We start from the raw sequence: 25200 nt of genomic DNA, 5'->3' as shown, positions 1-25200 counted from the left end.
GGCCGCCCCTGCCAAGGCGCAACAGGCCTGCTATTTTCCGCCCATGGTCACCCAGGGTTTCGCCCTCTTCGACACCCTCATCGGGCGCTGCGGCCTCGCCTGGGGCGCGCGCGGCCTGATCGGCGTGCAGCTGCCGGAAAGCGCGCCGGGCGCGGCGTGGGCGCGGCTGCGGCGGCGTTTCCCCGACGCGGTCGAGACCGAGCCGACGCCGGAGGCCGAGGCCGTCATCGCCCGCGTCCGCGAGCTGCTGGCCGGCGCCCGCGACGACCTTTCCGACATCCGGCTGGACGTCGAGGGCCAGCCCGCCTTCAACCTGCGGGTCTATGCGATCGCCCGGGCCATCGCGCCGGGCGAGGTCTCGACCTATGGCGAGGTGGCGCGGGCCCTCGGCCAGCCCGGCGCGGCGCGCGCGGTGGGCAAGGCCCTGGGCGACAATCCCTGGCCGATCGTGGTGCCCTGCCACCGCGTGCTGGCGGCCTCGGGGGGCATGGGCGGCTTCTCGGCCTCGGGCGGGGCGGAGACCAAGGCCCGACTCCTGACCCTGGAAAAGGCGCGGACCAGCCCCGCGCCCACCCTGTTCGACCTGGAGTTCTCGGTCGCGCCGTCGCGGACGGGCCAATAGTCGACGCGAACCTCGGTTTGCCCCCTTCCCACCTGATCGTCGATCACATTAAATGGCTGTTTGAAACCCTCCGCCGCCGCCCCAACCTAGAAGGGGCCAATCAGAGCGGTCGGCAAAACACCCACGGGCAGGAGAACGTCATGCGCGAATACACCAAGTTCTACATCGACGGCGCCTGGGTCGATCCGGTCGCGCCCAAGCCGCTGGACGTCATCAATCCGGCCACCGAGGACGTCGCCGGCGTGATCTCGCTGGGCTCCGAGGCCGATGTCGACAAGGCCGTCCGCGCCGCCCGCAAGGCGTTCGCGACCTTCTCCCAGACCAGCCGCGAAGAGCGCATCGACATCCTCGAGCGCATCATCGCCGAGTACCAGAAGCGCTTCGAGGACATGGCCAAGGCCATCACCGAGGAGATGGGCGCCCCCGCCTGGCTGGCCCAGCGCGCCCAGGCGGCCATGGGCATCGGCCACGTCCAGACCGCCGTCGCCGTGCTGAAGGACTACAAGTTCGAGGAAGATCGCGGCACGACCCGCATCGTCAAGGAGCCGATCGGCGTCTGCGCCTTCATCACGCCGTGGAACTGGCCGGTGAACCAGATCGCCTGCAAGGTCGGTCCCGCCCTGGCCACCGGCTGCACCATGGTGCTGAAGCCGTCGGAAATCGCGCCGTTCTCGGGCTATATCTGGACCGAGATCCTGCACGCCGCCGGCGTTCCGGCCGGTGTCTTCAATCTGGTCAATGGCGACGGCCCGACCGTGGGCGCGGCGCTCAGCAGCCATCCCGAAGTCGACATGGTGTCGTTCACCGGCTCGACCCGCGCCGGCATCGAGGTGGCCAAGAACGCCGCCCCGACCGTGAAGCGCGTGCACCAGGAGCTGGGCGGCAAGAGCCCGAACATCATCCTCGAGGACGCCGACTTCCAGCGCGCCGTCACCGGCGGCGTGGCCTCGGTGATGATGAACTCGGGCCAGTCGTGCAACGCCCCGACCCGGATGCTGGTGCCCGGCCAGCGCATGGACGAGGTGATCGCCATCGCCAAGGCCGCCGCCGAGAGCCACACGGTCGGCGACCCGAACGGCAACCACAAGATGGGCCCGGTGGTCAGCGAGACCCAGTGGAACAAGATCCAGGGCCTGATCCAGAAGGGCATCGACGAGGGCGCGACACTGGTCACCGGCGGCGTCGGCCGCCCGGAAGGCCTGGACAAGGGCTACTACGTCAAGCCGACCGTCTTCGCCAACGTCACCAACGACATGACCATCGCCAAGGAAGAGATCTTCGGCCCGGTGGTCTCGATCCTGGGCTACGACAATGTCGAGCAGGCGATCGAGGTCGGCAACGACACCGAATACGGCCTGGCGGCCTATGTCTCGGGCGGCGACCAGGCCGAGGTCCGCAAGGTGGCGGCCAAGCTCCGCGCCGGCCAGGTCAACCTGAACGGCGCCAGCACCGACCTGATGGCCCCGTTCGGCGGCTACAAGATGAGCGGCAACGGCCGCGAGTGGGGCGACCACGCCTTCGGCGAGTTCCTGGAGACCAAGGCGATCCTCGGCTACTCGGCGAAGGTGGCGGCGGAGTAGGGGGCTGGCCGCTGAGCTAGCTGGATTTAGAGAGGGCGGGGCCGGAAGGCTCCGCCTTTTTTGTGATTATATTGGAGAGGTTTTGCTGGAGCCTAAAATGGTTAGAGCACCTATTCCTGACAGCACAAATGAGGCCATTCTCGTCAAATCACGCAGAAGGTGTTGCATCTGTTTTGGATTAAAGCGGGATCTTGGCGTGAAAAGCGGTCAGATCGCTCATCTCGACAGGAATAACAAAAATCCTTCTGAAGATAACTTGGCGTTTTTATGTTTCGATCATCACGATGAATACGACAGCAAGACGAGCCAGCGGAAAGGGTTTCTAATCGGCGAGGTGAAGACTTACCGAGAGCAACTTTACAATTACAATTCGAGTTGCTCACCAACCCCAGAGTTAACGCACTTGGAGATTTCGCAGGCTCTTGCAGAAGGCGGTCGTGGAGGAAGTGGCGAAATTTTCGGCGACGGAACTGTAGTTGGCGGCCGCGGTGGCCGAGTAGGTGCCGGCGGTCGAGGACGCGGTGGAGATGGTGGTGGCGGCATCGTCCACGGCAGCGGAATGGTGATTGGTGGGGATGGCGGTTCCGTAGATGGAACTGCCATTTGGTATCCGCCTGCGCGCTCCGGCTACGACCTCTTTCTAGCTGAACAAGGTCAAGTACCAGACTGGGGCGTAGTGTATCCAGGATACGGCGGCATGTCCGGTGGATACTTAGAGCGGCATAAATTGGTTGCGAGTATTCGAGAGAAATTTTTCCTGAGTCAGGGTCTTCCAGAAAAATTGTTTGCTAGCAAGATCGACGATGTGCCGATCTCATACATAAACTCCGAGTTGGAGGCTTTAGGTTTAGCGTGGCGGGCTGAGAAGGAAGGTCACTGGTACGTTTATTATATACCATAGATCCTAGGCAACCGCCCCTCAGGGTCGGACCCAACCTTACATCTCTTGGAGGCAGCAGCGTGCCGAACTGATCAGGTCAGTCAAGGCTCGCCTCCGGCGACCGCGTCGCGGCGACGCGCAGCGTCGGCCTTGAGTGACCTGGACAGCCCGGCGATCGTCTCGCCGTGAGATGTAAGGATGGCTCCCTTCCCGGGGGCGGGAAGGGGCCCTCCACAAAGCCCCAAACACCACCGTCATCCCGCGCTTCATGCGCGGGACCCATCCGTCCGCCGCACGTGCGGAGAAAGCTCACGCGCTCACGTGGAAGCTCAACCATGGGTCCCGCGCACAAGGCGCGGGATGACGGGTTCATAGCTGTGAGTGAACTGGGTCCGGCGATCGTCTCGCCGTGAGAGGTACGGACGGCTCCCTTCCCGGCCAGGAACGGTCCTCAACACCCAAACACACCCATCATCCCGCGCTCCAGCCGCGCGCCAAAAACCCTCTCCTCGGGGAGAGGGGCGGATGGCTACCCCGCCGCCGCTTCGAACACCGCGCGCTGGGCGGCGAAGGCGCGCTGGAAGGCGGGGCGGGCCTCGGCGCGGGCGATGTAGGCGGTGAGGGTCGGATAGGCGTCCAGCACGCCCGAGGCGCCCAGCCGGCGCAGCACCGTGACCATGACGAGGTCGCCGGCGCTGAACGGACCGTCCAGCCAGTCCGCCTCGCCCAGGCGGGCCGACAGCTGGTCGAGGCGGACGCGGGCGGCTTGTTCCAGAAGGGGCTGGCGGGCCTCGAACCAGGGCTTGTCGCGCTCGACCAGGGCGGCCATGCCGAGCTCGACGATCGGCGGCTGCATGGTCGCCACGGCGGCGAACATCCAGGCGATGGCGCGGGCGCGGGCGTCGGGCTCGACCGGCAGCAGGACCCCCGGATGGCGCTCGGCGACATGCAGCACGATGGCGGCGGACTCGAACAGCACGAGGTCGCCGTCCTGATAGGTCGGGATCTGGCCGAACGGCTGCAACGCCAGGTGCGCCGGCGCCTTCATCTCCGCGAAGGTGACCAGGCGCGTGTCATAGGGCTGGCCGACCTCTTCGAGGGCCCAGCGCACGGCCATGTCGCGGGCCAGGCCCCGGCCGCGATCGGGCGAGGTCTTGAAGGCGGTGATGGTCGGGCGCATGGCGGAGCTCCTGGCGGCGGCGGGACAGGCCCAAGGACGCGCGGCGGGACCGTCAGCCGACACCGCCGCATGATCCTTTCCCGGCGGTCGAGCGGCCGCAAGAGGAGCGCGCGGGAGGACAACACGCCGCATGGCCGCGCCGTGATTGCGCCTGTCATCGTTTCCACCGTCTCCTCCTGAGTCGGAGACGGAATCGGCGGAGCGACCGGCATGGCGGGCGTGGACGTTGGCGGCGTGGAGCTGGAGTTTCCGTGCCCGCGATGCGGCGGCCCGACGCGCGCCGCCATCCAGGCCGTGCGGATGCTGCCGGTGCTGGACTGCCCCGCCTGCGGCGAGCGCTTCGGCGTCGATCTGGACGCGTTCAGCGCCCAGGTCGACGCGGCCGAGACGGCGGCCAAGGCGGCGCGCAAGCGGCGCAAGGGCTGACGTCTCCTCCCCGAACGTCAACCTTGCCGCGCGCGGGCTTTCCGCTACCGTCAAGGCCCACAGAACAACGATAATCCAGGGAGTGAGACCATGACGCCGCCGGATGGCGCGTCGCCGTCGCGCGACGCCAGCACGGTCGCCTTCAAGCCCCTGCCGATGAAGGGTCCCGACGTCAGCGTCGAGCGGCGCGCCGACGGGACGATCGTGATCACCTCGAACCACGCGCCCGGGGAGGGGCCGCGCTCGATCGCCCACCTGATCGCGGAGAAGGCCGCCGCGCATCCGGATCGCCCCTACATCAAGCAGCGCGAGCCGAACCACGGTCCCTGGCGCGAAGTCACCTACGGCCAGGCCCATCGCGCGGTCGAGGGCCTGGCCCAATGGCTGCTGGACCAGGGCCTGACGGACGCCGACAGCGTCATGATCCTGTCGGGCAATTCGATCGAGCACGCGCTGATGACGCTGGGCGCCTATGCCGCCGGGGTCCCGGCCGCGCCGATCAGCCCGGCCTACAGCCTGATCTCGACCGACCACGCCAAGCTCCGGCACTGTTTCGAGAAGGTCGCGCCGCGCGTCGTCTTCGCCCAGAGCGGCGCGCTGTTCGCCAAGGCCCTGGAGACGCTGAAAGCCATCGACCCGACCCTCGTCCTGGTGACGGTCGACGGGACCGGCGAGGGCGCGATCCCGTTCGCCGAGGTCGCCGCGACGCCGCCGACGCCGGCCGTCGCGGCGGCGCGCGAGACGGTCGGCCCGGCCACCGTGGCCAAGTTCCTGTTCACCTCCGGCTCGACCGGCCTGCCCAAGGCCGTGCCGCAGACCCACGGCATGATGGCGGGGGTCATCGCCGGCCAGGAGGGCCTGAGGCTGGCCGAGCCCGAGACCGGAGAGGTCCCCCAGAGCCTGGAATGGATGCCCTGGAGCCATATCTCGGCCGGCAATATCGGCTTCAACGCGGTGATCTGGGCCGGCGGCACGCTGCATATCGACGAGGGCAAGCCGCTGCCGGGCCTGTTCGAAACGACGATCAAGAACCTTTACGAGGTCTCGCCGGCCGTGTTCGGCTCGGCGCCGATCGCCTTTTCGATGCTGGCCGAGGCCATGGAGAACGATCCCGTCCTGCGGCGCGCGTTCTTCAAGAACCTGCGCTACATGGGCTATGGCGGCGCGACGCTGTCCAACGACGTCTATGAGCGGATCCAGGCGCTCGCCGTGGCCGAGACCGGCCAGCGCATCCCGCTGACGACGATGTACGGCGCGACCGAGACGCAAGGCGTCACCGTCACCCACTGGGTCACCGAGCGGGTCGGGCTGGTGGGCCTGCCGCTGCCGGGCATCCAGCTGAAGCTGGCGCCCAGCGGCTCGAAGTACGAGGTGCGGGTCAAGGGACCGACCGTGGCGGCCGGCTACCACAAGGACCCGGAAAGGACGGCGGCGGCCTTCGACGAGGAGGGCTTCTACAAGCTGGGTGACGCGGCGCGGTTCGTCGATCCCGAGGACCCGGCCAAGGGCCTGGTGTTCGACGGCCGGGTGACCGAGGACTTCAAGCTGGACAGCGGCACCTGGGTCAGCGTCGGCGTGCTGCGGCCCGACATCGTCGCCGCCTGCAGCCCCTACATCCACGACGCGGTGATCACCGGGCAGGACAAGCCGTTCATCGGCGCGATGCTGTGGCCCTCGCCGGCCGGACTGGCGGCGCTGGTCGCCGATCCGGGGCCGGGGACGCCGCTGGAGAAGCTGGTCGCCATCGTCCGCGAGCGGCTCTCGGCCTTCAACGACGCCGCCGGCGGTTCGTCGCGGCGGATCGGGCGCTTCACCCTGCTGACCGAGCCGCCCTCGATCGACGCGGGCGAGATCACCGACAAGGGCTATGTGAACCAGCGCGCGACGCTGGAGCGGCGGGCCGATCGGGTCGAGGCGCTTTACGCCAAGACGCCGGGCGACGGCGTCTTCGCCGTCTGACGCCTCACCAGCTCATCCCGGCGCGCACCAGCACCGCGGTCTTGTCCGACTGGCCGATGGCCATCAGGCCGGGCGGCTTGGCCGGCGGGGCCTTGGCGGTCGCGGGCCAGCCGTCGTGATATTCCAGGGCCGCGACCTCGATCTTGCCGGGCGCCGAGGCCGTGAAGCTGAGCGTCACGCCGTTTGGGTCGGGCGCGTAATAGGTCAGGCTGGACCAGGCGCCGGGGGCGGTCGCCAGCGTGACCGGACGGCCGTTCAGGCGCGGCTGGGTGAGCTGGCCGCTGGGACGCAGACGCAGGCTGACAAGCTCCGCGCCGGGGGCGGGGATCAGGCGGATCAGCAGGCGGTCGTCGCTGCGGTCCACGGTCAGCTGCGGCGGGGCGACCGGGGCGGGGCGGCTCTCGGAAATCCAGACCGGATGCGGCCAGAACGGCGGCAGTGCCTGCTTCTTCGGATCCGAACCGCCGTCGTCGGGCAGGGCCGCCTTGGTCCAGGCGTCCAGCTTGGCGGCCTCGGTCAGCCGCCAGGCCTTGCCGGTCGAGAGGTCGGCGACCTGAATGGCGTGGGTCACGGCCGGTCGCGCGGCGTCGCCGCCCACGCGATCGGCGTTGGCGATCAGGCCCAGTCCCGCCACGACCAGCGCACCGGCGGCGCGCCAGGCCCAGCGGGTCGCGGCGAAGTCATGGACCAGGGGCGACAGGGCCGGGGCGGCCAGCATGGCGAACAGGGCCAGGATCGCCGGCTCCATCAGGCCGACGCCGGCGAAGGTCCACGCGCCCCAGGCGGTCAGCTGGGCGGTCGAGAGGATGGCCAGCAGGCCGACGACGACGGTCAGGGCCAGGGCCGCCCGCTTGTCGCGCGTGCCGCCGACGCCGATGACCAGGGCCGCGCCCAGGGCGGCGACCAGCAGCGGCCAGACCAGCATCACCGTCGCGCCCGGGGCCAGAACCTGGGCCGCGATCGACAGGGCCAGCAGCACGATCATCCCGCCGATCCAGGCGCCCAGGGCGCCGGTTCTTTGCCCCAACGCCGCCAGGCCGAACACGCAGGTCGCGACGCCAAGGCCCAGGCCGACCGCGTCGAAGCCGCCGGCCAGGCTGCAGGCGCCGCCGAGAGCCAGGGCGACGACGCAGGGGATGATCCGGCTGGCCCCCCGCGCCTGGGCCGTGGCGACCGCCAGGCCGGCGGCGACCGCGATGCTCGCCGCGCCCCAGAGCAGCGGATCGAAGCGCGTCAGCAGGCGATAGAGCGTCTGGGCGTCCTGGATGGCCAAGGCGCGCCCGACCAGGTGCAGCGCCAGAGCGGCGCTGGAGCCGATCAGTAGCAGGCCCGCCGCGCCTCGGCCGATTTCCCAGCCGCTGGCGGCGCCGGCGGCCAGGGTGCGTGAGGCTGTGAAGCCGATCAGGAAGGCGATCACGCCCAGCAGCACCCAGCCGACCACCGGCGGATAGCTGATCAGCACCAGGCCCAGCAGGTCGGAATAGATGGCGTCGGGCGCCTTGGCCGGCAGCGCGGCGGCGTCGGCCAGGGCGCGCACGGTCGGCAGGGTCTGGTCGCCGATATGCTGCAGGCTGCCCTTCTCCAGGTGGGCGGGCGTGGCCAGCGGCGTGTGATAGGCCAGCTGGTCGTCGATGAAGGCCAGGTTCAGGCCCGGCAGGCCCTTGCGCACCGCGTGGGTGAAGTCGGTGTCATTGGGCATCTTGCCATACACCGTCGAGGCCAGCGAATTGGCCGACGGCGCCTTGGCGGCGCTGGCGAAGACCCGCATCAGCGACCCGTTGTCCGGACCGGTCTGGAACATCGCCGCCCGACCGGCGTCGCCGCGCGCCTCCATGTTCACCACCAGGCCCACATGGTTCAGCAGCGGGTCGCGGCCGAAGAAGGCGTCGGCGCCCAGCAGGCCCGGCTCCTCGGCGTCGGTGAACAGGAAGATGACGTCGCGGAGCGGCTGGGCGCCGGCCTTCAGGGCGCGGGCGATCTCCAGGGCGGCGGCCACGCCGGCCGTGTCGTCGGCGGCGCCGGGGGAGTTGGGGGCCGAGTCGTAATGGCTCATCACCAGGATCGCCGGCAGGTCGCGGTCCTTGCCGGGCAATACGCCGACCAGGTTCTGAACCGCCGCCACGGTCAGGGCGCGCGGAGGCTGGCCGTCGGGGCCATTGCGCGACAGGAAGCCCTCGCCGGGATGGACCGAGACCTCCAGCCCCACCGCGGCGATGCGGGCCAGCAGATGGTCGCGGACCTTGGCGATCTCGGCCGAGCCGGCGGGGTGGGGCTTCTGGGCGATGGCGGCGACGTCGACGAACGCGCGCTCGGCGGAGAACGCGGTCTCGGGCGCGCTGGCGGCGACCGGCGCCGGCGGCCGCTGGCTCCAGCTCCCCAGGGCCAGGCCCAGGACGAGGCAGATCCAGAACCCCAGAAAGCGGATCGTCTTCATGGGCGCGGCTCCGACGCTTCGAACGATTCCCCCGCGCCCATGCTGATGTGATGCGGCCCGATCGCAAACCCCGCGTCGACGACGCGTCGCGAATTTTCAGGGGACGGAGCCTGTTCGCTAGAGCCTTTAGCCTGAAATCGGAATCGATTTCAGGCGTCAAAAAGGCTCTAAATCAGATGTTTAGAGCGTGAGATAAGCTGAAACCGGTTCCCACTTTCAGCCTCACGCTCTAGGGGACCGCGCACGGAAAAGGGCGACCCGGTCCCCCGGATCGCCCTTCCCGCTCCCGAAAGCCGACGGGCCCTGTTCCCAGTCGCCCGCCGGTGTCCCCCTCCCGGTTAGAACTTCGAGCGCAGGGTCACGCCGTAGGTGCGCGGCGCGCCGAGGAACGCATCGTAGGTGACGGTGTCCAGCGCCGGGTTGTAGGTGTTCTGCGTGGCGCTGAGCCCCGAGGAGCCTTGCAGGGTGCCGTTGAAGGCGACCTGCATGTACTTCTCGTTGAACAGGTTCTGAGCCCACAGTTCGACGGTCCAGTGGTCGTCGGCCGAGCCGAGCCCGATGCGGCCGTTCACGACCGTGTAGGCCTTCTGCATCTTGGGCGGGAACAGGTCCGAGCCGGTGTTGTACGAACTGGAGTACTTGGCGCCGATGTTGAAGCGGGCCTTCAGGTTGTCGCCGACCGGGGTCTCGTAGGTCAGCGAGCCCGAGGCCGAGTACTTCGGAGCCAGCGACAGGTTGCTGCCGGGCAGCAGCGCCAGGGCGTTGCCCGGATCGTTCGGGATCGGCTGCTTGCCGTACTTGGTGTCGGCGTAGGTGAAGCCGCTTTGGACCGTCAGGCCGTGGATCGGGGTGAACCACAGGAAGTCGGCGTCGACGCCCTTGGAGGTGACCTCGGGAATCGAGCGAACCACGAACGAGGTGCCCAGGAACGTGTTGAGCTGGAAGTCGGTGAACTTCTGATAGAAGCCGCTGACATTGAACAGCACGGTGCGGTGGAACAGCGTGTTCTTCAGGCCGATTTCGTAGCTGTCGACGAACTCGCCCGGGAACGAGGTGTCGTAGATCGGCGCCACGCCGGCCGCGCCCGAGGGCAGACCGTTCGACGACTGGGTGCGGTCCAGGTTGTAGCCGCCGCCCTTGTAGCCGCGCGCGTAGGAGGCGTAGGTGAAGACCTCCGGCGAGATGCGGTACGAGGCCTTGATCGTCCCGCTCCACTCCTTCTCGGTGCGGGTCTGGACGGTGCCGCGGCCGTTGAACAGCGGGTTGGCCCAGGGCAGGCAGAGGTTGCCGATCACCACGCCGGCGTTGGCCGCGCCGACGATGCCGGCGATGCGGGCCTGGCCGGCCGGCGACAGCGCCGTGCCGCAGCCGACGCCGCCGTCGCTGTTGGTCTGGTAGGTGTTGAGCTTCTTGTCTTCCGAGGTGTAGCGCAGGCCGCCCGTGATCTCGAACGCGTCGGTCACGTGCCAGGTGTCGTTGGTGAACAGGGCGATCGAACGGGCGCGCTGGTCGTAGCGGTCATAGATGCCCTGGCCGGCGGGGAACGAGGTGTTCGGCGCGCGGTTCAGCAGAAGAGCGATGAAGTTGGCGATGCCGGCCGGATTGGCCGCCGAGCGCGACAGCAGGCGGCCCAGGTATTGCTCGTAGTCATTGCCGTAGAGGAAGTTGGTGCGGTTCTCCAGGCGCTCGTCCGCCAGGAAGGTCCCGACCATCCAGTCGAACTTGTCGGTCTTGCCGGCCAGGCGCAGTTCCTGGCTGTAGGTGGTGAACTTCGAGTAGTTGGTGCCGTCCTTGTTGCGATAGGCCAGGTCGGCGAGGCTGAAGTCGGAGTCCTGGCCGTTGTCGGTTCGCCACTGACGAATGGCCGAGACGCTGGTCAGCGTGCCGATCGGCAGCTCGATGTCGCCTTGCAGCGACACGCCCTTGTCCGTGATCGTGGCCGGAGCGCCGCGGTTCGAATAGGCGATCCGGGCGTAGGGGTTGGCGGTCGTGGCCACCGGCGTGGCCTGACCCGAGACCAGGGCCAGGATGCCGGCGGTCGGGCCTGTGCGGATCTGCACCGCGCCGCAGCAGTTCTCGTTGCGCTTGGTGTAGTCGCCGATCACGCGGAACGTGGCCTTGTCATCCGGGATGAACAGCAACTGGCCGCGCACGGTGTAGAAGTTGGAATCGGCGTCCTGGTCGCGCTTGGAGGGCCCCTGGCCGGTGACCACGTCGTTAAAGCCGTCGCGCTTGCGACCGGCGACGTAGAGGCGGCCGGCCAGCTTGTCGCCGGCCAGCGGACCGGTGACCGACAGGGCCACGCCCTTGGCGTTGTAGTTGCCGAAGGTCAGCTCGCCATTGGCGCCGAAATTGAACTCGGGCTGCTTGGTGACGACGTTGATGACGCCGGCCGAGGTGTTCTTGCCGAACAGGGTGCCTTGCGGCCCCTTCAGGACTTCGATCCGCTCCATCTCGCCCAGGTCGCCGAAGCCGACGCCGTTGCGGGGACGATAGACGCCATCGATCACCACGCCGACCGAGCTTTCCAGACCGGGGTTGTCGCCGACGGTGCCGACGCCGCGCACGCGGGCCGTGGTCGAGGCTTCCGACGAGGTCGAGGTGACCGTCAGGCCGGGGGTCAGGATCGTCAGATCCTTGATGTCCTTGACGCCGGTGTCTTGCAGCAGCTTGGCGCCGACGGCGGTCACGACGACCGGCACGTCCTGCAGGTTCTGTTCCCGCTTCTGGGCGGTGACGACGATGCTGTCGACGGTTTGGACGTCGCTCGCGGCTTGTTGGGCCTGCGCGGCGCTGGCGGCGCCAAGACCGGCGAGGACGACAGCGGACGCAGTGCCGCAAAGCACCTGGGTGAAGCGCATTTCCTACCTCGGTTGTTTGGCCAAGAGCGCTTGCCCGCTCCCGGCTCGTTTTTCGTTGCTCCGCCCGAACGATTGTTCGAATGGATAGCAAAGGGTTAGGCGCCGCTCCCGGCCTCGGCAAGCAAAATTCCCTTTTTTCCTAAGGTTCCGTGACAGTCTGTTGCCGGGAAGCGACAATGTTCCCGTGGCGTCATCGAAATTCGAAACGGCCTTGCGCGAGGGGCGAGCCGGCCTCATCTGGCGACCATGAGCTTCACGCCCGCCTACCGTCCTGACCCGCGTTTCCAGGCCTTGGGAGGCGACTTCGCCGATCCGGTCCAGCCGGCCGATTTCCCGGAGACCGCCCTGCGCTTCCGCAACGATCGAGCGGCCGCGACCGTGGGGCTGGAGGCGCTGGATGACGCCGCCTGGATCCGTCACTTCGGCCGCTTCGATCCCCTGCCGGACAACCAGTCGGTCCCGCTGGCCATGCGCTATCACGGCCACCAGTTCCGCGTTTACAACCCCGACCTCGGCGACGGACGGGGCTTCCTGTTCGCCCAGGCCCGGGAGCGCGGGACAGACCGCCTGCTGGACCTGGCGACCAAGGGTTCTGGCCAGACGCCGTGGTCGCGGGCCGGCGATGGTCGCCTGACCCTGAAGGGCGGGGTGCGCGAGATCCTGGCCGCCACGCTGCTGGAGGCGCTGGGCGCGCCGACGTCGCGGGCCTTTTCGCTGATCGAGACCGGCGAGGCGCTGACGCGCGGGGACGAGCCCAGTCCGACGCGCTCGGCTGTCCTGACTCGGTTGTCGCACAGCCATATCCGGTTCGGGACGTTCCAGCGCCTGGCCTATTTCGAGCGGCGCGACCTGATCGTCCGGCTGATCGACCATGTGGTCGAGCTCTACTATCCGGAGCTGGCGGACGCGCCGGATCGGCCGGCGGCGCTGATGGAGGCGGTGGTCGCCGCCAGCGCGCGCCTGCTGGCCCGCTGGATGGCGGCGGGCTTCGTGCACGGGGTGCTCAACACCGACAACATGGTGGTGACCGGCGAAAGCTTCGACTACGGGCCCTGGCGCTTCCTGCCGCGCAACGATCCGAACTTCACGGCCGCCTATTTCGACCACCAGGGCCTCTATAGCTTCGGCCGCCAGCCCGAGGCGGTGTTCTGGAACCTTCAGCAACTGGCGGCCTGCCTGACCCTGGTCACCGATCAGCAAGGCTTGCTCGCGGCCCTGAACGGCTTTTCCGACGCCTATCGGACCGCCCTGCGCGCCGCGATCCTGGATCGGCTGGGCGTCCGGAGCCGAGGGGCCGAGGCCGATATAGAGCTGGTCAACAGCGCCTTCCGGGCCCTGGCCGAGGGCGGGGAAGGGCTGCGGTGGGAGCCGTTCTTCTTTGACTGGTTCGGCGGCGAGGCCTCGACCGGCCGGGCGATGGACGGCCCGCGCGCCGAGCTCTACCGCACGGAAAACTTCGAGATCTTCCGTCGACGGCTGGCGGCGTTCGATCCCGACTGGCCCGAGCGTCTGGCCGATCCGGTCTTCCAGCGTCCCGAGCCCGAGGAGTTGATTATCGAGGAGGTCGAATCACTCTGGGCCCCGATCGCCGCGGAAGACGATTGGGGGCCGCTTCACGCCAAGCTGGACCGGATCGAGTCGGCGAGAAGGGCCTACGACCTGGGGGCGGCCGGCGACAAAAAAGCCGCGAGCTGAATTTTTTCGTGCGCATCCGGAACAATCGTCAAGGTTCCGTCTTACAACTTCGGCAGAGTGGCCTGATGAACGCTGCATGGAGAGACCAGATGCGCTTCTTCCAACCGATCATGCTGGTCTGCGCCGTGGCCATGTCGTTCGTCGGCGCCCTGGGCATCCCGGGTTGCGCCCGCGCCATCGGCGAATGCCTGCGCGACCGCCCCGAGCCGGCCTGAGCCTAACGTTCTAAGCGCAGAGCGCCGTCGGCTCGGCGAGGGTCTGGAGCTGCAGGCACCGACGCGCCTCCACGCGGAACGCGCCCAGGAAGCTGTCCAGGAAGCGCCAAGCGTCTTCGTCATGGTCCAGATGATGGGTCAATAGACCGATCGGCTGACCCCATTGGCCGGTGACGCGACGCTGGGCCAGCAGCTTGCGCATCCGCGCCAGAAAGCGCCAGGTCCCGCGAAACCGCGCGCCGCCCTTCCAGCGCAGCACGTCCAAATGGGCGTCGAGGCGCGAGACGCCGTCCGCTTCGCTGACGCCTTGCGCGAAGCCCGAGACCGCGCGGATGGGCGTATCGGACAGGGCGGTGATCAGCTGCGGCTTCAGATTATTCCATGGCGGCACGAACAAGGTCGGCGTGGCGCCCGCGTCGTGGAACCGGGTCACCGTGGCCCGCAGCTGGGCGAGGACCCAGTCCACGCTGTCGCTGTCGATGATCTCGCCGAATCCTTGCCCTTCCGGCTGGCGATTGACGTGCTGGAAGCCGTGGACGGCGATCTCGATATCGGGCTGGTCTTGGCACCGACGCACCAGGGAGGCCAGGTTCGGCCCGGCGACGGCCGCGACCGTCAACGGGGCGTCATGCCGCCGCGACAGGTCCAGAAGCCTCTCCAGCGCGGGTGTCGGCTCGCGTGCGTCGTCGTCCCGCCACCAAAGCACGGGCGTCCGGCCTGCCTTGGCCCAGAGATGGAGTTCCGGTCCCAGCGCCAGGCGGAAGACCAGGGGCGAACGCGCCAGCATGGGCGGGTCTATTGTCCGACGACCTCGACGCGGCGCAGCGGCAGGCGGGTTGGGGCCGGGGCGGGGCGCGTCTCGGCCAGGCTGGCCTTGGCGCGCGTGCGCAGAATTTCACGGGCCCGGAGGTTCGACAGGATCGGATAGAGGGCGGCCATCAGCGCGATCAGGAAGCCCAGCTCGCCTTCCTTGTAGCCCTTGCGCGACACGTAGCACTTGAAGAACCGGCGCACGCCCCGGAAGGCGTCGTCGCCCACGCTCTTGATCTTGCCGCTGTCGGCCAGATCCTGGGCCTTCAGGGCGGTGTAGCGGCCCAGGCGAGCGAACATGTCGGCGATATCCTCGTCGACCATGTGCCGCAGCGGTTGGGTCAGGCGACCGCCTGACACGCCGTCCAGCTTGGCGCCCGGATGGACGCGCTCGGCCTTCCACGACTTCATGCCGCGACGGAACAGGCGCGCGGCCGACGCGGTGCCGAACGAGCCGCCCCAACCGTGGCGAACCAGTTGGTCGCCGACATAGTTGTCGATCGGGATCTGGTACCAGTCGGCGGCGTCGGCGCGCTCGACGGTGTCGCGGATTTCCTGGGCGAAGGCGGGGGTCACGCCTTCGTCGGCGTCCAGCTCCAGAATCCAGTCGCCGGTGCAACGGGCGATGCCGGCGTGCTTGCGCGGGCCTTCGATCGGGAAGATGCCCGATACGACGACGGCGCCGTACTGGCGGGCGATGGCTTCGGTGCCGTCGCTGCAACGGTCGGCGACCACGACGATCTCATCGCAGAACGACAGAGCCGCCAGGCAGGCGGGCAGGCGCTGCTCTTCGTTGTGGACGCAAATGAGCGCCGAAAGCTTGGCCATCACGGTTCCTCGTCTGAGCGATCACGCCCCCGCGATCACCCTCGATGTGATGACGCCGCGAGGTCGGGCCGCCCCCCAAGGCGCGCTTTAAGAATCTCGTAAGCTTCGTGACAGCGTCCCCAATCCGGGTTTTCGTGATTAGAAATTGGCCGTCAGCGAAAAGCTCCACGTGCGCGGGCGTTGCGGCGTGACCTGGCGCACCTGGCCGAAGCTGAAGGGGTTGCCATAGGCGAAGGTGTCGCTGGAGCTGTTCCAGGGATTGCTGACGAACAGCGCCGCGCGCCACCGGTCGGTCATCACCTGGGCTGACAGCTTGCCGGTGTAGTAGCCGGCCATCGACGGCGAGTAGCGCGGATCGAAGGTCAGGCGCGACTTGCCGATATAGCCGGTCTCGGCGGTCAGCATCAGGGTGGCGTGCGTCAGGATCGCGCGCTGGTAGGTAATCAAACTGCCGAACGAGACGTCGGGAACGCCGGGCAGGCTGGCCGTGTTGGCGATGCCATAGCCCGGCGCGATGTTGGTCAGCTTGGGGCGGTTGAACAGGGCGTTGCCCGAAATCGTCAGATGCCGCGTGGCGCGCCAGGCGGCCTCCAGCTCGAGGCCCTTGTTGCGTCCATTGCCGATATTGGCCGTGTAGGACAGGCCCGAGCTGAAATACTGGTCGGTCTGAATGTCGCGCCAGTCGTCGTAGAACAAGGCCGTGCGCAGGTTGACCCGTCCATTCCAGGGGTTGAGCGTCGCGCCGATTTCGTAGTTGCGCAGATGGTCGGGGCTGAAGACCCGCAGGCTGGCGCTGGGCTTGGCCAGTCCCCCGGAGTTGAAGCCCCCGGCGCGATAGCCTTCCGAGGTCAGGATGTAGATCAGGCCGCCGCCGGCCAGGTCGCGCTGCAGCGACAGCTTGGGCGAGAAGCCAGTGAAGGTGGCCTTGCGATCCAGGTCCCGCGACTGGCCGGGCGAAGGGGCCAGCACATAGGATCGGGTGTGCACCGTCGTCTTGAACGACCGCCCGCCCGCCGCGATCTTCCAGCCGCCGCCCAGGTCGTAGGTCGCTTCGCCATAGAGGGCGTATTCGTTCAGCCGGTCCTTGCGGTCCTCGTCATAGACGCTGCGGGTCACGCCGCTGGAGCGGGCCCGCAGCTCGGCGTCGCCCTGCTCGATGCTGGTCGCCGTGAAGGCGCCGATCATCCAGCGGAAGCGGCCGACCGCGGGACCGGTATAGAGGGCGTCCTCGACGGCCATGCGCACATGGGCCAGCTCATCATAGAGGCCTAGCTCCACGGCGCGTCCGTCGAACTGGGTGACGGCCAGGGTGGCGTCGTAGCGACTGGCGTACTGGTGATCGACATAGCCGGTCACCGAGACGAAACGGCCCCAGTCGCCCGACCCGCTGATCCGCAGCGAGGTCTCGGCGAGGCGGTTGTAGTGGGTTTCGCGCACCTGGTTCGCGCGGCGGGGGCCGCCGGGCGCCAGGGTCACGTACTGGGTGTCGTTGGACGAGACCTTCTGGCCGGCGGCGGCGAGCTTGACTTCCCATTGGCCAAGCTCCGCGCGCCACGCCAGGCGACCGCCCCGGCGCGTGGTCTTGTCGACGTTGGACAGGCGGAGATTGACGTCGTCCAGATAGCCGCCGTCGACGTCGTAGTAGTAGGCGCCGCGCAGGGCCGACTTCTGGCCGATGGGCACGTTGGCCACGCCTTCCAGACGGTGGCTGGGCGAGCCGGATTCGGTGAAGGCGTAGGCGGCCGTGACCGAGGCCGAATAGGCGCCAAGCTCGGGCGCTCGGGTGACGATCCGATAGATGCCGCTCAGCGAGCCGCCGCCATAAAGCGCCCCCTGCGGGCCGCGCAGCACCTCGACGCGGTCGACGTCGATCAGGCGCAGGTCTGGATCGGGCGCGTTATAGTTGACCGGGACATCGTCGAGATAGGTGCCGACCGTCGATTGGGTTCGCCCCGTGAACGTGCCGTCCGACAGGCCGCGCAGCAGGATCTTGTTGCGCGCCGCGCCGAGGTTGGTGGTGATGAAGCCGGCCGTCTGGCGCGCCACCGAGCCGGTCTCGTCGACACCGGTGTCTTGCAACTGAGGAGACCCGATCACGCTGACGCCGCCCGGCAGGCTGCCCAGGCGCGCCGGACGCTTGCCGGCGCTGATGATCAGCGGCGCCAGGGGGGCGATCGGTTCGGCCGTCGAGGGCGCGCGCACGGCGATCACCGCGCGCTCGGGGGCGGCGGGACGCGCGGCGGTGAAGCGGATCGTGCGGCTGTCGACAAAGGCGTAGGCGCAGCCCCGGTCGCGGATGACGCGGTCAAGCGCCTCGCGCAGGGTGAACTGGCCCGACAACGGCGTGGCCTTGCCCTTGCAGGCCTCGACGCCGCCCATGGACACGCCCATGCGCGCGCCAAGGTCGATCAAGGTTTCGGCGACGGTGGCCTTGCGGATGTCCAGACGCACGCGCGCGTCGGCGGCGACCGCGTTGCGACCGCTGACGCCCAGGCCCAGAATGCTGGCGGCGACGAGGAGCAGGGCCCGGCTCAGGGGCGGACCCGCTCAAGAACGTCAATTCGGGGCGGACGGCCTTCCGCGCAGGACAATCGCATCATCGGTCGGCGTCGCCGAAATCGGCATCAGGCTGGTCAAGCGACGGACCATCGCATCCTGACCATCCACGATCAATACGCCAGAGAAGCGGAGCGCGGCGGTGTTTTCACCCTCGAGGCGAACGGGGCGGTCGAAATAGTGATTCATGTCCGCGACGATCCGGCTGAGCGGCTGGTCGCGATAGATCAGGCGGCCCGAGCGCCAGCCGACCTGGTCATCGGCCGAAACATTGGTGACGGTGACGCCCGAGGCGCCTTCCACATGTTCCAGCATCTGGCCCGGGCGCAGACGAACGGGGGTGTCGTCGCCGTCGGTCGAGACCTCGACCAAGCCGCGCAGCACGGTGACGCTGAGTTGGCCGTCGCGACGACGGACGTCGAACTTGGTGCCGACCACGCGCACGGTTTCGTCGCCGGCGCTGATCAGGAAGGGACGGGCCTTATCGTGGGCCACGTCGAAAAGGGCCTGGCCGTCATGAACCGTGACGCGGCGGGCGTCCTTTTCGAGACGCACCGAAATGCGGGAGTCGGTGTTCAGGTCGATGTGGCTGCCGTCGGCCAACTGGACGGCGCGGCTTTCGCCCCGGGCCGTGGAATACAGCGTGTCGGCCTGCGGCAGCATCTCGCCCCAGGGCGCGATGGCCAGGGCGACGGCCGCCGCGGCCCCCGCGACGCCCAGACCGCCCAGCCAACGCCAGTCGATCGAAAAGGCCCGCTTGGCCGCGGCGCGCCTCGGTTCGGCCAATTCCCCCCGGAGGGCCGAACCGCGCTGAAAGATTTCCTCGTCGATGGCCTGGACGGCGTCATACGCCGCCTTAGCGCCCGGCTCGATCAGCCAGGCGTCGAACGCCAGCCAGTCGGTCTCTTCGACCTCCGGCCGCTGCAGTCGGGTCAGCCACTCGGCCGCCTCTTGCAGATGTTGCGCTGACCGGCTCATCCGGCGTTGCTCCGACGAGGATCCATCATCCCCAAGACCGTAGACGTCGCCGCGAAGCATCGTCCCCCATGTGCGTCCGCATAATTCATCGCAGCCGCCTCGTGAGCGTCTTCAGAGCGGAGCTGATATGTTTTTCCACCGTGCTGACGCTGATTCCCATGCGACGCGCTGTCTCGGCGTGGCTGTGGCCGTCCAGCTTGTGCAGCTGAAAGGCCTGGCGGGTCTTTTCCGGCAGCTCCTGAACCGCTTCGACCAAGGCGCGCAGCCGCTGGCGTCCAGCCACCACCTCGTCGGCGGGGGGCTCGTCGGTCACTTCATGTCCGGCGATGGTCGAGGTGTTGACGGCGCGCCAATCGTTGTCGCGCGCCCCGGCGCGCTTCTGGCTGCGCATCCGGTCCAGCATCAGGTTCGAGCCGATCCTGTGCAGCAGCGCCGAGGGATTATCGACGGGACCGAGATTCTCCATGCCGCTGATGCGGATATAGAGATCCTGGACGAGATCCTCGGCCTCGGCGCGAGAGCCCAGGCGCGCGGCGAAGAAGCGCACCAGATTGGCGCGCTTTTCCTCGTACAGGCCCAGCAGAACGGCCTTGTCCGAGTCCGTCACGCTCAAAAGGTCACCACCCGCGTCAGCCAATCGCCGCCCCTTTTCCCGGGGCGGCACTATCCATCTTTTTTACGGAAAGACGATCGCTTAGTTGCGAAGACGCCTTTCCCGCCTCGCGGCGCAAATAAGCCGATCAGCATGGCGGAAAAAGGCCCATGGCGACGCTTGGGTTCCCGCGCGAGAGATTTCGCGCGGGAAGAGAGCCCAATTCGGGTTTGCCAAGTCGGACCCGTGACGAAATGTCGCGGCGGGCGCTTGCCGCGCGCGCGGGGGAAGAGGTCGGCCTGGCGACAATGTAATCCATTGTAACGGCGGGGCGATCGCGCCTTGGCGCGGCGGCCGTCTTGCTTTTAGTCCTCTTCTTCATCGAGCGAGGGGAGTTTAGGTCGAGCCATGACCCAGTACGGCGCGACACGGCCGGGCGTTTCCGCCACCGGCGTTGCGAAGCCGCGACGCGTCTGGTCTCCGGCTCCCCTGGTCGTCGCCGCGGCGGCCTTGATCTGGGCGCTGCTGTTCGTGGCGGCGGCGGTCATTCACGCCTGGCTGGCCTGAGCCGGCGGCGCTATCGTTCCGACATTGAAGACACCTGGGGGCGATTGATCATGCGCGGACGCGTTCTTGTTCTGGCCGGCGCGTGCCTGGCGATGCTGAGCGCGTGCGCCGCGCCGCGCGCGGTGGGACAGGGCGACCTTTCCGCGCTGCGGGGCGTCAGCCTCGCCCCTTTCGCCAGCCAGGCCGACGGCGCCGACGCGGCCTTCGCCAAGGCCGTGCAGGCTCGCGCCGTCGAGCGGCTGAGCGCGGCGGCGGGGGCCGCGAACGGCGGCGGCAAGGCCGGGTCCGCCTATCTGGTCCAGGTCGGCGTGGCGACCGCGCCGTCCAGTCTGGGCGTTTCCAGCGCCTCGGGTTCCCTGGACGCCTCGGCCTGGCGCAGCGCGCCCCCCAAGGCTCGGCCCTGGAGCCGTAAGGGCCCCGTCCGCGTCGTCACCCTGGCCGTCGTCGACCCCGCCACGGGCAAGACGGTGGCCTGGTCGTCGATCCGGCAGCGCAAGGGCGAGCCGGCGGCGACGGCCGACCAACTGGTTCAGGCGCTGCAGGCGCCGAGCAAACGCTGAACGCGCCTCAGGGGCGGCCGGCGACCAGGCGCGGGAGGCGCACGGTGAACTCGGCCCCGACTCCCGCCGTGCTGCGACACGACACCTCGCCGCCGTGGCGGGCCACGGCCGCGTGCACGAAGGCCAGGCCCAGGCCCGCGCCCCCCGCGCCCGCGACGGAACCGGGGCGCTCGAAACGCTGAAACGGTAGGAAGGCCGCCGCGGCCTCCTCGCGCGAGAAACCAGGCCCTTGGTCGGCGATGGCGACGTGGGCCATCGGACCGTTCGGCGACGACTGCTCCGACAGCGTGACGGTGATCCTCGAGCCCTCGGGGCTGTATTTGACCGCGTTGCCCAGCAGATTGATCAGGGTGCGCGACAGCACCCCTCGATCGCCCAGCACGACGAGCGGCGTTTCGCCGCCGATCTGCTGGATCTCAATCCGTCGCTGGGCGGACTGCGGCCACAGCTCGTCGATCGCCTCAACGGTGATGTCGGCCAGATCCACCGGCTCCAACGACACCGGCGTGACCTCGGCCCGCGCCAGCTGCACGAAACCGTCGGCCAGGGCCAAGGTGCGGCGGGCATAGGCCGCGATGCGGTCGGCGGTCTCGGTCGGCAGGTCCGGGGTCGTCGCCAGCAGGGCCAGGATCGAGGTCTGGGGCGAGCGCATGTCGTGGGTCAGCAACTGCAGCGCCTGTTCGCGCTGGCGCATGGCGGCGGTGAGGATCGAGATGTCGGCCAGGCGCACGATCCAGCCCGCCGGGGCGCCGGTCTCGTCCCGCCGGAACACGGTCTGCAGCTGGAAGACCCGGCCATCGACCAGATGAAGATCGATGGGCTCATGCTCGTCGGCGGGCGGGGGCCAGTCCAGCTCGAAGCGCTTGCCTAGCGGCTCCAGGGCGTTAACGAGATCGGCCAGCGACGCGCCCAGCACGGTGAGCTGGGTCGGGCGGAACAGCGCGTTGGCGGCGGCGTTGGCGGCGATGGCCCGGCCGTGGGCGTCGGCGACCAGGGTGGCGTCGGGCAGGCTGAACAGGGCGTCGGCCGAGAAGCGGCGGAGATCGTCCATCCGGGTGATCGCCTCGCCCAGGCTCGAGGCCTGGCGGGCGACCACGTCGCTTTCAAAATCCATCGGCTGGACGCGGCGGCCGCGCACGATCGACCGGATACGGGCCAGTTCCCGGCTCAAAAGATCATTCACCCGCGCCAACTGCATCCATCCCCAGATCAGGGCCACCAGCGTCATGCCCAGCACCGCGGCGATGGGCGAGAGCCAAAGGTGGGCCAGCCAGAACATCGCCGCCGAATAGGCGAGGCCTACCGCGCAGAGCGCCGCTAGCAAGACGAGATTGGCGCGCGGCGGCAAGACCAGAAAGCCGGCCAGCAGCAGCCACAACAGCGTCAGGGCGAAGGCCGCGCGGCCCTCCGGTCCGGCCTCCCGGATCATCAAGCCGCTACGCAGGCCGTCCAGCACGCTGGCCTGTAGCTGCACCCCGGTCATGCTGGACGCGTCGGGCGTGACGGGCGTCGGAAAGGCGGGGCCCAGGCCAGGGGCGGTCAGTCCAACGAACACCGTGCGGCCGCTGATCAGCGAGGCCGGCGCTTCGCCGTTCAGCACGCTGGAGAAGCTGATGTGGCGATAGATCGACGGCGGGCCGGCGAACGGGATCAACAGGGTCTCGTCGAAGCCTCGGGTCATGTCGCGCGCCCCGACCGGATGGGTGGCGCGATGAACGACGGTCATCAGATCGGGGGCGAGGTTCGCGCCGTCGGTCTCGAACGGCGCCATGCGGCGCACGACGCCGTCGTCGTCGAACCGGACGTGGGCCAGGCCGGCGCCCGCCGCGCCCTTGGCGATGGCCGGGATCGATCCGACCACTCGCCGAGGCGCGTCCGCCCCGGCGCTGGTCAGGAACTGCGGCAGATAGACCTTGCCCGATCGTTCGATGGCCTGGCCCAGCGCCTGGTCCTGGGCCGGATCGCCAGGCTCGCTGAACAGCACGTCGTAGACGATGGTCTTGGCGCCGGCCTGGCCCAGGCGATCGATCATCCGCGCGTGCAGGTCCCGCGGCCATGGCCACGCGCCCAGTTCGGCCAGGCTGCGGTCGTCGATATCGACCATCAGGATGTTGGTATCGGCCGGTCGGGCGCTGACCCGCGCCAGCACGTCGTACAGCACGTTGTCGATCCGCGTGGGCGGAAACCACGCGAAAAGCGCGAAGCAAATGCTGGCCAGGCCCGACAACAGCAGCCACGACGGCAAACGTCCTGTCGGCTTCTGCGGGCGAGCCCCCGCGCGGGTCATCCGCCGATCCGCAGCGTCTGGGGCGGCCCAAGCTTTTCGGTCACCGTCCCGTCCTTGAAGCGCACGACGGCGACGCGCCAGGCGTACTCGCCGGGCGGCAGGTCGGTCAGCGTCAGCTGTGGTTCCGAAAGACCCGGCTGGTCGACCAGCGGCCGATTGGGATCCTTGGCGGCGAACAGCTGGAACCGATAGTTGCGCGTCCCGTCGCCGGCCGAACTCCAGCGGAACAGGAACTTGCGGTGCTTGCCCTCGCGGCTGTCGCGAGGCGCGCCGGCGTCCAGGGTGTCGAGATCGCGGTCGAAGCTGTAGTCGGCGGGGAAGCCTTCCAGCCCCTGCGCGTCCAGCGCCGTCAGGCGCACGAAATAGGTGCCGTTGCTCACCGCGCCGAATTCGGCGGCGCTGGGCGGCTGGGTGGCGGCCTTTGTCACCGTCTCGGCGAAGATGTCGATGAAGCCGGCGTCGCGGGCCAATTGCAGCCGGTAGGCGGCCGCGCCCTCGAGGGGCTGGACCGTGAAGCGGACGACCTTGTCGCTCTGGGTCTGGCCGCCCGGGCCAAGCTTGGGCGCGGGCAGCAGCTTGACCGGTTCGCTGACCCCCGCGGCCGAGACCCCGACGCCGAAGCCGGCCGGGATCGGCGCGCCGCCGGTGGCGACCGCGCCGGCGTCCACGCCGACGGCGCCCTTCAGCACCTCGGTCTGGGCCTTGTCGCCGTCCGCGCCGACGCGGAACTCGGTGCCGCGCACGGCCGAGACCGAGACCGGCGTGCGCACCTCGAACCGGGCGCCGGGCGTCTGGTTCGGCGTGGCAGAGATCGTTCCCCGACCCTGGTCCAGCTGGAATACCCGTTGGGGGGCGTTGTTGATCAGCACCTGGCGCAGCTTGGCGATGCGAACGCGGGTGTTCGAGGGCAGGGTGACGCGCGAGCCGTCCTCCAGCTCGAAGGTGGCGAAAGCGCCGGGACCGGTCACCACGCCCTGGCCTTCCCGCAGCGGCATCCCCACCCGGGCAGGCGTGCTCTGGCCGCCCGTCTCGATCAGCACGGGACCGGAAAAGGCCGACAACGAGGCGACGATCGGCGTCGCCTTCAGCAGGTTTGGATCGATATTGAGTTGCGAGCCGCTGCGCAGGCGCGTGGGGCGGGCCACGCCATTGGCCTTCTGCACGGCGCGGTAGTCGCTAGGGCGGTTCATGTAGCGCGCGGCGATCCCGATCAGGGTGTCGCCCGGCTTGACCATATAGGCCACCGGCGGTTCGGCCGAGGCGCTGGTCTGGGCGCGCGCCGCGCTCGTCGCCAGCGCCGCCGCCAGAAGGAGGCTCGCCCCCGCGGCCCTGTTCATAACTCTACTCTCCCCCGCCCGTCTCGGGATCACACGCTTCCAAACGATACCCGAAACCGTAGACGGTGCTGAGTCGGAAACCGTTATTCGGCCGCAGGTGCAGCTTCGCCCGCAAACGCGACACGTGCGCGTCCAGGGTGCGGGTTTCGAGATCCGGCCGCTGGCCCCAGATCCGGCGCAGCAGGTACTCGCGCGACAAAGGCCGCGACAGATTGTTGAACAGCAGGGACGCCAGCTGGAACTCCTTGGGCGTCAAGGCCTCGACGTGACCTTTCCAGGACGCGGTCTGGGCGCCGGGATCCAGCCGATACGGGCCGTGCTGTTCGATCTGAGGCGTGACCGGCGGACGGTGGATGCGGCGGACCACGGCGTTGACGCGCGCCAGCAGCACCTGCGGCTGCAACGGCTTGACGATGTAGTCGTCGGCGCCGGCGTTCAGGCCCTCCACCAGGTCGGCCTCGACCGAGCGGCTGGTCAGAAGCAGCACCGGCGGCGCCGTCGCCGGATCCTCGCGCAGCAGTTTCAGGGTTTCGATGCCCGACAGCTCGGGCATGTTCCAGTCAAGGATGATCAGGTCGAAGGTCTGCTTGCGCAGTTCCGCCAGAAGCCGCGAGGGCTGAGTAAAGCTGGTGCAGACGAAACCGCTTGGGGTCAGCACCGAGGCGACGAGCGCGTTGTGGCTGGGGTCGTCGTCGAGCAGCGCGACTTTCATGCAATCACTTAAGCTGGGAAGTGGCGCGCCTCGCGGGGGAGCGAGGCGCGCCTCGGTCATCTCGCTGTCGGTGGGGCGACGAGCAGGAGACCTGCAACTCATGTTTACCTCGCACCGCCTG

General features: G+C 68.7%; 20 protein-coding genes. 9 read left to right on the top strand and 11 right to left on the bottom strand.

Annotation, left to right across the window (positions count from 1 at the left end; all coding sequences use genetic code 11):
• Positions 1–43: 43 nt before the first annotated feature.
• The 3 genes from OR37_RS04880 (at position 44) to OR37_RS21625 (ending at position 3103) form a co-directional block, all read left to right on the top strand.
• On the top strand, positions 44–622 hold the full coding sequence (locus OR37_RS04880; RefSeq protein ID WP_004616470.1) for a methylated-DNA--[protein]-cysteine S-methyltransferase: 579 nt from the start codon (positions 44–46) through the stop codon (positions 620–622).
• A gap of 140 nt (positions 623–762) precedes the next feature.
• Positions 763–2202, top strand: coding sequence for an aldehyde dehydrogenase family protein (locus OR37_RS04875; protein WP_004616468.1), 1440 nt, complete (start codon positions 763–765; stop codon positions 2200–2202).
• 196 nt (positions 2203–2398) lie between these two features.
• The gene (locus tag OR37_RS21625) at positions 2399–3103 is read left to right on the top strand and encodes a hypothetical protein (protein WP_131368809.1); all 705 of its coding nucleotides are present in this window, start codon (positions 2399–2401) and stop codon (positions 3101–3103) included.
• A gap of 508 nt (positions 3104–3611) precedes the next feature.
• On the opposite strand, the gene OR37_RS04870 is transcribed toward OR37_RS21625, so the two are convergent.
• Positions 3612–4262, bottom strand: a complete 651-nt coding sequence (locus tag OR37_RS04870; RefSeq protein WP_004616464.1) for a glutathione S-transferase family protein — start codon at positions 4260–4262, stop codon at positions 3612–3614.
• 210 nt (positions 4263–4472) lie between these two features.
• Here OR37_RS04870 and OR37_RS04865 point away from each other — a divergent pair, with 210 nt between their 5' ends.
• On the top strand, positions 4473–4688 hold the full coding sequence (locus tag OR37_RS04865) for a hypothetical protein (protein WP_004616462.1): 216 nt from the start codon (positions 4473–4475) through the stop codon (positions 4686–4688).
• 90 nt (positions 4689–4778) lie between these two features.
• Positions 4779–6647 (top strand): AMP-binding protein, encoded by a 1869-nt coding sequence (locus tag OR37_RS04860; protein WP_004616460.1) that lies wholly within the window; start codon positions 4779–4781, stop codon positions 6645–6647.
• Positions 6648–6651: 4 nt separating this feature from the next.
• On the opposite strand, the gene OR37_RS04855 is transcribed toward OR37_RS04860, so the two are convergent.
• On the bottom strand, positions 6652–9081 hold the full coding sequence (locus tag OR37_RS04855; protein WP_004616458.1) for a M20/M25/M40 family metallo-hydrolase: 2430 nt from the start codon (positions 9079–9081) through the stop codon (positions 6652–6654).
• A gap of 338 nt (positions 9082–9419) precedes the next feature.
• Entirely contained in the window at positions 9420–11942 is a 2523-nt protein-coding gene (locus OR37_RS04850; RefSeq protein WP_004616456.1) for a TonB-dependent receptor, read from the bottom strand.
• Between the two features lie 246 nt (positions 11943–12188).
• On the opposite strand from OR37_RS04850, the gene OR37_RS04845 reads away from it, so the two are divergent.
• Both OR37_RS04845 and OR37_RS04840 read left to right on the top strand, forming a co-directional pair.
• Positions 12189–13637 (top strand): protein adenylyltransferase SelO, encoded by a 1449-nt coding sequence (locus OR37_RS04845; protein ID WP_004616455.1) that lies wholly within the window; start codon positions 12189–12191, stop codon positions 13635–13637.
• An 89-nt stretch (positions 13638–13726) separates the two neighbouring features.
• Positions 13727–13852, top strand: coding sequence for a hypothetical protein (locus OR37_RS04840; protein ID WP_004616452.1), 126 nt, complete (start codon positions 13727–13729; stop codon positions 13850–13852).
• 10 nt (positions 13853–13862) lie between these two features.
• On the opposite strand, the gene OR37_RS04835 is transcribed toward OR37_RS04840, so the two are convergent.
• The 5 genes from OR37_RS04835 to OR37_RS04815 form a co-directional block, all read right to left on the bottom strand.
• The gene (locus OR37_RS04835) at positions 13863–14639 is read right to left on the bottom strand and encodes a polysaccharide deacetylase family protein (protein WP_004616450.1); all 777 of its coding nucleotides are present in this window, start codon (positions 14637–14639) and stop codon (positions 13863–13865) included.
• An 8-nt stretch (positions 14640–14647) separates the two neighbouring features.
• A complete protein-coding gene (locus OR37_RS04830; RefSeq protein ID WP_004616448.1) occupies positions 14648–15490 on the bottom strand; it encodes a glycosyltransferase family 2 protein in 843 nt (280 codons plus the stop codon).
• Positions 15491–15628: 138 nt separating this feature from the next.
• Positions 15629–17941: a TonB-dependent receptor gene (locus OR37_RS04825; protein WP_004616446.1), complete on the bottom strand. Its 2313-nt coding sequence runs from the start codon at positions 17939–17941 to the stop codon at positions 15629–15631.
• A 105-nt stretch (positions 17942–18046) separates the two neighbouring features.
• Complete coding sequence (locus OR37_RS04820) at positions 18047–19024, bottom strand: FecR family protein (protein ID WP_004616444.1); 978 nt, start codon at positions 19022–19024, stop codon at positions 18047–18049.
• Positions 19025–19109: 85 nt separating this feature from the next.
• On the bottom strand, positions 19110–19661 hold the full coding sequence (locus OR37_RS04815) for an RNA polymerase sigma factor (RefSeq protein ID WP_235046546.1): 552 nt from the start codon (positions 19659–19661) through the stop codon (positions 19110–19112).
• Positions 19662–20024: 363 nt separating this feature from the next.
• On the opposite strand from OR37_RS04815, the gene OR37_RS21770 reads away from it, so the two are divergent.
• Both OR37_RS21770 and OR37_RS04810 read left to right on the top strand, forming a co-directional pair.
• A complete protein-coding gene (locus tag OR37_RS21770; RefSeq protein WP_004616441.1) occupies positions 20025–20183 on the top strand; it encodes a hypothetical protein in 159 nt (52 codons plus the stop codon).
• 50 nt (positions 20184–20233) lie between these two features.
• Entirely contained in the window at positions 20234–20743 is a 510-nt protein-coding gene (locus OR37_RS04810) for a hypothetical protein (protein WP_004616438.1), read from the top strand.
• A 7-nt stretch (positions 20744–20750) separates the two neighbouring features.
• Here the strand turns inward: OR37_RS04810 and OR37_RS04805 are convergent, their stop codons facing one another.
• Genes OR37_RS04805 through OR37_RS04795 form a run of 3 tightly spaced genes read right to left on the bottom strand, consistent with a single transcriptional unit; the run spans position 20751 to position 25181 of the window.
• Complete coding sequence (locus tag OR37_RS04805) at positions 20751–23030, bottom strand: CHASE2 domain-containing protein (RefSeq protein WP_004616436.1); 2280 nt, start codon at positions 23028–23030, stop codon at positions 20751–20753.
• Positions 23027–24367 carry a FecR domain-containing protein gene (locus OR37_RS04800; protein ID WP_004616434.1) on the bottom strand — a complete coding sequence of 447 codons (1341 nt, stop codon included), beginning with the start codon at positions 24365–24367 and terminating at the stop codon, positions 23027–23029. Before OR37_RS04800 ends, OR37_RS04805 begins: the two co-directional genes overlap by 4 nt.
• Positions 24368–24371: 4 nt before the next feature.
• Positions 24372–25181 (bottom strand): response regulator transcription factor, encoded by an 810-nt coding sequence (locus tag OR37_RS04795; RefSeq protein WP_004616433.1) that lies wholly within the window; start codon positions 25179–25181, stop codon positions 24372–24374.
• Positions 25182–25200 lie beyond the last annotated feature (19 nt).

The organism is Caulobacter vibrioides OR37 (genome assembly GCF_000372645.1).
Taxonomy (GTDB): Bacteria; Pseudomonadota; Alphaproteobacteria; order Caulobacterales; family Caulobacteraceae; genus Caulobacter; species Caulobacter vibrioides_E.
Note: the sequence above shows the minus strand (reverse complement) of the source record. Positions and strands in the feature narration are given on the sequence as shown.